Genomic DNA, 7467 nt, shown 5'->3' with positions numbered 1-7467 from the left:
AATTTTTTACTAAATTTATTATAAAAATTTATAAAATTTTACTCCCTATCCACTTTAATTTTTAGAGCTTTTAACAACTCGTCTCTTTGTTGTTTTTTATCATCCGCCGGCTTGATTTCGCTCTGGCTTAAATTTGCGTTATTTTCCGCAGTTTTCGCTTCGCCCTCCGCCTCTTTTTCGCTCCCTTTTTTAGCGATATGAACGTCTTGCGGCGCGGTCGCCTCATTTGGCTCGGCTTTTACTCCCACTTCTAGCTTGTCCGCTCCTTTCCACTGCGCCATCTTGAACCAATAAGGCACTTTTGCCTTGATAGGCATCTTATAAAAGCCTTTAACGAGGATTAAAATATCGCTGCTGTCTTGGTTTTTCAAATCTTGGGCGGTTACTAGCTTTTTGGCTTCCTTACTCCTTGAGATATTGCTTTTAAATAGCTCCATATTGCCTTGCGATTTGCTGATTTTAATATTTGTGTAGTCGCCTATTAACTTGCTCGTATCCTCTGCGTCTTTGTCACTATTCATGTTAAAAATTACGTGATATCCACTGTTATTTTTTACAATATTCATATCGTCTTCGCCGTAGTATTTTTTGATCTGCTCGTAACTTTGCGTAACGAAAACCGGTAAAAGCCCGTAGCTTCTGCAAAGTGCGGGGGCTTCTAATAAAAATGGCATCTTGCCGAAGCGCACGAACTCATCCCCGAAAAAGTATATAAATCTCTCGGGATCGCTGCACTCTTCTCCGCTCATTAATTTCTTAAATAATGTTTCTATGAAAATACGAATTAAAGGAGCTAAAATTTCGATATCTTCGGTCTGAACGACTACGTACATCGATATTCTTTTCGCTCTTAAATCCTCGAACGTAAAGCTCATCTTGCTGGTTGCGTTGGCTACTTGCGGATTGCTAAAAACCGTCATAAACGTGTCGTATGTCGATTTTATACTTGCAAATTCATTATCTGCGGCCCTTGCATACGCTCTAGCCTGATTTCTCGTGCTTTCGTCGATACTTTCGTCAAAGCTTGTCTGTTTTAGCCAAATTTTAAAAGTATCTACGTCATAGTCTCTCTCTCTTTCTTGCTCGGGATCATCTTCGTCTATCTCTTTCATTGCCTCTTCGCCGAATTTTTCGTCCAAATACTCGAAATAATCGGCTTTTGGAGCTTGTGCAAGTTGGGCTAGCGTAGCATGTTTGTCTTTTTGCATAAAGTATTCGGCGAAAAATACAAACATCGTTCTTGCCGATTTTATCCAGTGGTCGTTTTCGCTGCCTTTTTCGCCTACGAAAATGGTAGAAGCTATCTGCTCGGCCAATTTCTTTATGTGTATATACTCCATGTCTTTAACGATCGAGCGGTCGAACGGGTTAAAAAATAGCGTATTATCCCAGCTAAAAGGGGAGAATAGCTGAATTTCGTTATTGAAGTATTTTTGCCTATACCCGGCCGTCTTTTTGTATAACTCGCCTTTGATATCCAGCGTTACGCAAGAATTAGGCACGCTTAATAAATTCGGGATAATCATGCCTGCCGTTTTACCGCTTCCCGGAGGCGCTACAACTAGCGTCGAGAGCGGCTGCGTAGCCCTTAAAAACTGTGGATTATCGCTATCTATATTGTGACATCCTAGCACTAAGCCATTTTTATAGTTTATGTTCATTTTAGGGAAGTCTTCTGGCGTTGCGAACCTTGCCGATCCGTAATCTTCGCCGTCTCTAAAATACGGCAATAGCCACCACGTAAAGACTACCAAAAACGGGGCGATCAGCGTAAATAATGCGACGTAAGCCTTTAATTTTAGCGTCGGCGCGCCTATATTTATTAAAATTTTATACGCCACTGCGGGTACTTTTATCAAATCCGGATTAAAAATAACCTTGACTACCGCCAAATATAGCACTACGCCCATTATAAGCGAAACGAAAAAAGCCCAAGCCCATCTTTTGGCGGTAAAACCTTTTGAACTATCCATTTTCCTCCCCTTTTGCCCCCTCATTGCTCGGCGTTTTTACACGCTCCACTTCTATTTTTATTTTTAAATCTTCAATTTTTGCGCTTAGTTCTTTTATGGCTGCCGCAAAGTCTCGCATATTCTTTTCTAGGTCGTTTTTAGCTTCTTCGGGACCGGTAATGTTTGCATTTAGATGATAAGCGATTTGATTTAAATTTGCCCCCAAGCGACCGAATTCTCGTAAGAATTCGCTTATTATTTCGTTATTCGTTTCTATCTGTTCTAGCACGTCGGCATATTTTTCTATATGCACCAGCTTCCGAACTACCGCCGATTTGCTTTCGTTGCGCCTTTGAGATAGGCGTTTTAGTACTCTTGCGTCAGCTTCGGTAAAGTATATAAAATGCGCGGCTACTTTTCTCATGCTACGATCTTTGCAATGTCTAGTTCTTTTAAATTTAAAATATCGGTCACGACTCTTTGGTTTTTTACTCTAGCTATTTGGATAATGTAGTCAATCGCCGTGACGATAAGGCTATCTAGCATGCGATCATCCACGCTTGATAGGCCACCTCCTAAAATAATATTGGTTTTAATGGCCTTTATGGCGTCTTTGGGATTATTTGCGTGCAAGGTACTTAAATTTCCAGCATGCCCAGTGTTGTTTACTCTTAAAAACGAAAAGGTATTACGGATGTCTATCTCGCCCAAAAATAGCCTATCTGGTCGCAAACGCATCGCATTATCGATCGCTACCTGATAGCTGTAAATTTCGGTGGCGATTTTCGGTACGGCCAGCTGCGTTTTATTTACGTTTTCTACCCTCAGCTCTTGGCTGTCCTCTATGGTGACTACTCGCTCGCCCGGGTCTATTTCTCCCATTAACGAGTTTAAAAAACTGGTCTTCCCGCTTCCAGTTCCGCCGCTTAAAAGTACGTTTTTCTTATCCCGGATCAGCTCTTTGATTTTTTCATAAGTCCAGCCCTCGTTTATCACGTTTTGACTTAATGTAAAGCTTTCTAGTTTAAAGGCCTCTTTGCTCGGTATTCTTATGCAAATTGCGATATCGCTATTAAATAGGCTCGATTTATGCTGCGCTTGAACGCGGTAACGCAAAAACGGATCTGGCAGCTCGCACGAAAGATGGCAATGCGTTTCATCGAAGCGCTGATTTCTCCTAGTGGCCAGCTCGATCAAAAAATTATTTAGAAATTTAATATCTAGCTTTGGGTCTTGTACTATTTCCCAGTGGTCGCCGTAGTCTATGTTGATTTCGCACGGCCGATTAAATATCAGCTCATTTGCCCGTAGGGTCAAATACGGCTTTAAAACACCTAAAATATTATTTAAAATTATGCTTTCGCTCATTTTACTCTTCTTGGCTTGCTTCCGTTGCGCTCGCGCCTACTAAATCGTTCTTCTCTTGCACTAGCTTTTCTAGCTTCTGCCTCTCTTTTGCGGCGCTTGCTTCAGCCTTTTCGGTAATTTTTAGCTGATTTGCTATGCGTTTTAGTAGTCTATCGTTTGCTTTTTTATTTTGTAGCTCAGTCTTAACTTGGCTTTTGATTTGCTCGTATTGCATCGGTTTTCCCCTTTAATCGTTAAAATATTGCATCATCACTTCGCCGTTTTTCGGCTTCGCAAACCACATGTGATTTGTAGGCACTAAAAATATACGGCTTCCGCTTTTGATTTCGATGGTCGGCTTAATTTGGCTTTGCTGCTGAATTATGTCTTGTACCACGCTGCTTACGTCGCTTCTGGCGTTCGAGTAAATTTCGGTAGCGTAAGAGTTGTTTGAATTTCCCATTTTTGAGGCTATACCTAAAAGTAAGGCATTCGTAATCGTTGAGATTGAGTAGGCTATGCCGTAGCGTTCCCAATATTTATTATTTATCGCTCCTACAACTCCGTTCATTCCCATATTATCGGCTGCCATTGCATCGGTGAGTAATATATTTATGCCTTGCGGCGTGATTATTTCGCGCCACCTGATTTCTAACCTCTCATGCCCGATTTTAGTATCGTTAGTATAAAAACCTATCACTTTGCTTCCGCGAGGAATTAGCACTGCTCGCCCCATTGCGGCATATATGTCTTGCTCTATTTGAGCCGTTACTATTCCGCTTAAATCCGAGCTTATCGCGCTCGTTAAAATTGCTGGGATTAGCCGTCCCGCTCTAATGGTGCGGTATAGCCTGTGCTCGTTTGTGCTGATATCTATGCTCTTTTGATTTGAGAAGCCGTCGGCGCCGTATTTTTGGGAGTTTTGATTTACGTTTTTTATTTCGTTGTTGCGATTAGCTAAAATTTGAGCTCTTATTAGCTCGCGCATTTTGTTTTCATAGGCAGCCTGGTTGTCTTTTCTTATTTCTTGTTTCAGACTCTCTTGCTTGGCTTTTAGCTCTTCTTGCTTGTCTCTAGCGCGTTGCGCCATTTGCTCTTGCTCTCTTGTCATGTCTTCCGGCGTAGCAGTCGGTGCACCGGGTACGGTCTGTCCGGATTGCTTTTTGGCTTCAAGCTCTTCGATTTTCTTCAAAATTTCGCCTAAATTTTGCCCGTCTTGGCTTGGTGCTTTTTTCCCAGCTTTATAAATGTAGTCATCGACCGGAAATTTTGAATTTTCAAAAAGATGGTTTAAATCCTTTTGATTTTGCAAATTTCTTATTTGCTCGTCTTGCTGCTCTTGCCCGGCCGCTTCGTTAAAAATCTCCTCCGCCAAAAGGGGAGAAGAAATTATACTAAGCGTCGTAAGGCTTAAAAGCAGCGTTTTCTTCCCCTTTTTCATTCTAAAATCCCCTTGCTTTCTTTACGGATTCATTATATTTTTCTTGATTTTTTGTTATTGTTTTGCTATGTTCTTTTTGTCTTTGTTTCACGGCTTCTTCATCGGTATTTAAATTCTTTCTTATCTCTTTTCTTAGTTTTTCAGCCTGCGTTTCTTTACGATCTACGCATACGTAGCTATCACCGCTTTTAATCGTAAATTTCGGATTTATAGTCTCCGCGATTATGTAATCGCCTATTACCCTCGTTTCTACCGGACTATCTTGTTTATCGATGACTGCGTAAATAGTAGGAATTTGCGGCATTTCGTCTTTTGAATACTTAAAATACGTAAATTTCTTATCGCTAAAAATTTCAGCCGATAGCAGCCACTCGTTTTCTTTTTTGGCTTTTTGTGTATATCCGCTGTAAATATCGCTTTTTTTGACTTTCAGCTCGGCTACGCCGTCTTTTATGGTTAGATACTCTTTGCTGTCCTCTTCAAGTTTAGCGAGCTTGGCTTTTTGTGTTTCGCCGTCTTGTATGCGAACTATGAAGCTTGGATCGCTTGAATTTTTATAATCCGTTGAAAAAATATAAAAGGTGTGGATTTTTCCGTCGCTCGTAAAAATCGTTAGGCTCGTATCGATGCCGATTAACTGCGGAATTATCGCAATGGCGTTAGGCTGGCTCGGGATTTGCTCTATTTTAAAGCCGGTTTGGTCGCCTAGCACGAAATTGTCTATCTCGCTATCAAATATCAGCGTCGTCGCCATTGCGTGGCGCGTACGAATTTTGATGGTTTTATCGGGCTGATATTTGACTACTTGCGTATTTTCGTATCCGCTATATTTCTTTGAGTGAAATTTTTGCTGCAATGCTTTCAAGTCTTGATTGCGGATAGCGTTTTTCATAAGCTCTAGCTCGTCTTTGCCCATCTGTCTATCCGAGGCATCGGGTGCGCTTCCGAAGTCTATTACGTCTTGTTCGGGAATTTGCCCGGCATTGGGATCGTTAAATTTTGCTCCTTGAGGCTGCTGCCTTTGTCTATATAATCCGAGCGGATTTATTTTAAAATTTGATTGTATGTTGTTGTTTACGTCTTTGTTTTTATCGTTAAATATATCTTCGCCCATAGAGCCGTTTTGCTGTTGCTCGTTTACTAGCTCTTGTGTTTGGCGCATAATAGCACGGATTTGATTCATCTGCTCTTCGCTTAGCCCCTCCTGCGGCTCGGTTGCGCTTAAATTTAATACAAGTATCGAGACGATTGAAAGTTTTATTAAATTTCTCATTTTGAGCCCTTTTCATCCAAGATTTGCGTTACTTGGTATTTGCTTACAATAAAACCGGTAGGGTTTTTCATCGTATCGGCGTACGTGCTGCTTTGGTTGTGAAAGTCGTACTCTATCGCGCTTCTATATTTTTTATAACTTACTTCAGTGCGCGTAGGGTTTGTGATCTCGGCTTGAAAATCGACTGTTGCTACGTTCTGGCTTAAAACGGCTACGTTTAAAATTTGAATGTTGCGGAAGTAATTTTTAGTCGTATAAATTGAGTTGGGATCGCTTACTAAACTTTGAAATGCTTCCCATACCTGCCTGCTGCTTTGCGTGCGTATCTCGTTATAGCGCTCGACATCGTCTATGCGGTTTATCATCTCTCTGTTTTTAACGTATCCGGCTAAAATGCTTTTTAGCAACTCTTCGTTGCTACGGACGTTTAGATTCGTATCGTCTATGGTTACGAAGCGGGAGTCACCGTCTGAAAATTTAAGCAAAACTGGCTTCGTCTCTTTTAGCGGCGTTAAAAGAGCTATTGCTACCGCTAGGCTTACGCTTACGACCGCAAGAGCTATGATCGTATAAAACATGTACGCTTTAATGCTTCTTTCGGCTCTAAAAATAAAATTTGGGTCGATTTTCTTCTCTTCGAATGCCATTTATCCCACCTTTATAAAATCATAGCAAGCGCAAGGACTAATTCTTTCTATTTTGCTAGGTTTGTCTGCGCATCCGCTTAAAAATGCCGTTAATATCGCCATTACTGTAATAATCGCTACTTTTTTCATCTTTAACTCCTATTTTCTTTAAATTCTATGTAGTGTTTTCGCCAGTGGATCGGGCTATCGTCTTTAAGCTGCTTTAAAAGCATTACGTTGTCCGAGCTTGAAGAAAATGCCCGTAGGTAGCTTCCGAGCCTCGATAGGTCTATATCCAATTTTGCACTCTCGCTTCTTAATTTCATATTTAGCAGTATCTGCCTCGCATTCGAGTTCGTCTCTTTTAAAAATTTAGCCTCCGTCGGCGTTAGCCCTATCATTGCGTTTAACTCCGCTAACGTCTCTTCGCTATTTGTCGGAAATATGACGAAATTTGCAATATTGTCTAAAAACGACGAACCGCGCTCAATATTATTAAATAGACTCATGCTTTGAAATCCCATGCAAGCTACCCCGCCTATCTTGCGCCATTCTAGGATCGCCTCAAGAATTTTTTCTTGCATCGTCTCGTCTTGCAAATAATCCTTTAGCTCGTCTATAAAACAAAAGAAGCCGCGCTTATCTACGCTATTTTTAGCTTTATTTTTTAACTTATGAAAAATATATATAGCCGTAAGCGCGGCTGTCTTTTTGTTTTGCAGTATGCCGTCCATATTTAGCACCGACAGCTGCTTGGTGAAATTTAGGGCGTCCTCTTTGTTGTCAAATATTGAGCCTTTGTAATTGTCAAATCTGATTTTCAGCCTT

The 7467-nt window shown here is 41.0% G+C and carries 8 protein-coding genes and 1 pseudogene; all 9 read right to left on the bottom strand.

Annotation, left to right across the window (positions count from 1 at the left end):
- Positions 1 to 38 precede the first annotated feature (38 nt).
- Positions 39 to 1973 (bottom strand): type IV secretory system conjugative DNA transfer family protein, encoded by a 1935-nt coding sequence (locus Q0277_RS10630; protein WP_297997908.1) that lies wholly within the window; start codon positions 1971 to 1973, stop codon positions 39 to 41.
- Complete coding sequence (locus Q0277_RS10625; protein WP_297997904.1) at positions 1966 to 2376, bottom strand: plasmid mobilization relaxosome protein MobC; 411 nt, start codon at positions 2374 to 2376, stop codon at positions 1966 to 1968. The genes Q0277_RS10630 and Q0277_RS10625 overlap by 8 nt, the downstream gene beginning before the upstream one ends.
- Positions 2373 to 3320 (bottom strand): ATPase, T2SS/T4P/T4SS family, encoded by a 948-nt coding sequence (locus tag Q0277_RS10620; protein ID WP_002952532.1) that lies wholly within the window; start codon positions 3318 to 3320, stop codon positions 2373 to 2375. Before Q0277_RS10620 ends, Q0277_RS10625 begins: the two co-directional genes overlap by 4 nt.
- Before the next feature lies 1 nt (position 3321).
- A complete protein-coding gene (locus tag Q0277_RS10615) occupies positions 3322 to 3534 on the bottom strand; it encodes a hypothetical protein (protein WP_297997900.1) in 213 nt (70 codons plus the stop codon).
- A 12-nt stretch (positions 3535 to 3546) separates the two neighbouring features.
- Positions 3547 to 4740, bottom strand: coding sequence for a DNA type IV secretion system protein ComB10 (locus Q0277_RS10610; protein WP_297997896.1), 1194 nt, complete (start codon positions 4738 to 4740; stop codon positions 3547 to 3549).
- 1 nt (position 4741) lies between these two features.
- Entirely contained in the window at positions 4742 to 6013 is a 1272-nt protein-coding gene (locus tag Q0277_RS10605; protein ID WP_297997894.1) for a TrbG/VirB9 family P-type conjugative transfer protein, read from the bottom strand.
- On the bottom strand, positions 6010 to 6660 hold the full coding sequence (locus Q0277_RS10600) for a VirB8/TrbF family protein (protein ID WP_297997890.1): 651 nt from the start codon (positions 6658 to 6660) through the stop codon (positions 6010 to 6012). Before Q0277_RS10600 ends, Q0277_RS10605 begins: the two co-directional genes overlap by 4 nt.
- Positions 6661 to 6789 carry a hypothetical protein gene (locus tag Q0277_RS10595; RefSeq protein ID WP_297997885.1) on the bottom strand — a complete coding sequence of 43 codons (129 nt, stop codon included), beginning with the start codon at positions 6787 to 6789 and terminating at the stop codon, positions 6661 to 6663.
- Between the two features lie 2 nt (positions 6790 to 6791).
- A pseudogene (locus Q0277_RS10590) lies at positions 6792 to 7467 on the bottom strand (type IV secretion system DNA-binding domain-containing protein); the annotation flags it as partial.

This window comes from uncultured Campylobacter sp. (genome assembly GCF_938030815.1).
Classification (GTDB): Bacteria; Campylobacterota; Campylobacteria; order Campylobacterales; family Campylobacteraceae; genus Campylobacter_B.
The sequence above is the reverse complement of the archived record's forward strand: the minus strand, read 5'-3'. Positions and strand labels throughout refer to the sequence as shown.

Excerpts from the sequence above, each read along its gene's own strand:
- Q0277_RS10620 (WP_002952532.1), bottom strand. The coding sequence starts at position 3,320 with ATGAGCGAAAGCATAATTTTAAATAATATTTTAGGTGTTTTAAAGCCG.
- Q0277_RS10595 (WP_297997885.1), bottom strand. The coding sequence starts at position 6,789 with ATGAAAAAAGTAGCGATTATTACAGTAATGGCGATATTAACGGCATTT.
- Q0277_RS10600 (WP_297997890.1), bottom strand. The coding sequence starts at position 6,660 with ATGGCATTCGAAGAGAAGAAAATCGACCCAAATTTTATTTTTAGAGCC.
- Q0277_RS10625 (WP_297997904.1), bottom strand. The coding sequence starts at position 2,376 with ATGAGAAAAGTAGCCGCGCATTTTATATACTTTACCGAAGCTGACGCA.
- Q0277_RS10630 (WP_297997908.1), bottom strand. The coding sequence starts at position 1,973 with ATGGATAGTTCAAAAGGTTTTACCGCCAAAAGATGGGCTTGGGCTTTT.
- Q0277_RS10610 (WP_297997896.1), bottom strand. The coding sequence starts at position 4,740 with ATGAAAAAGGGGAAGAAAACGCTGCTTTTAAGCCTTACGACGCTTAGT.
- Q0277_RS10605 (WP_297997894.1), bottom strand. The coding sequence starts at position 6,013 with ATGAGAAATTTAATAAAACTTTCAATCGTCTCGATACTTGTATTAAAT.
- Q0277_RS10615 (WP_297997900.1), bottom strand. The coding sequence starts at position 3,534 with ATGCAATACGAGCAAATCAAAAGCCAAGTTAAGACTGAGCTACAAAAT.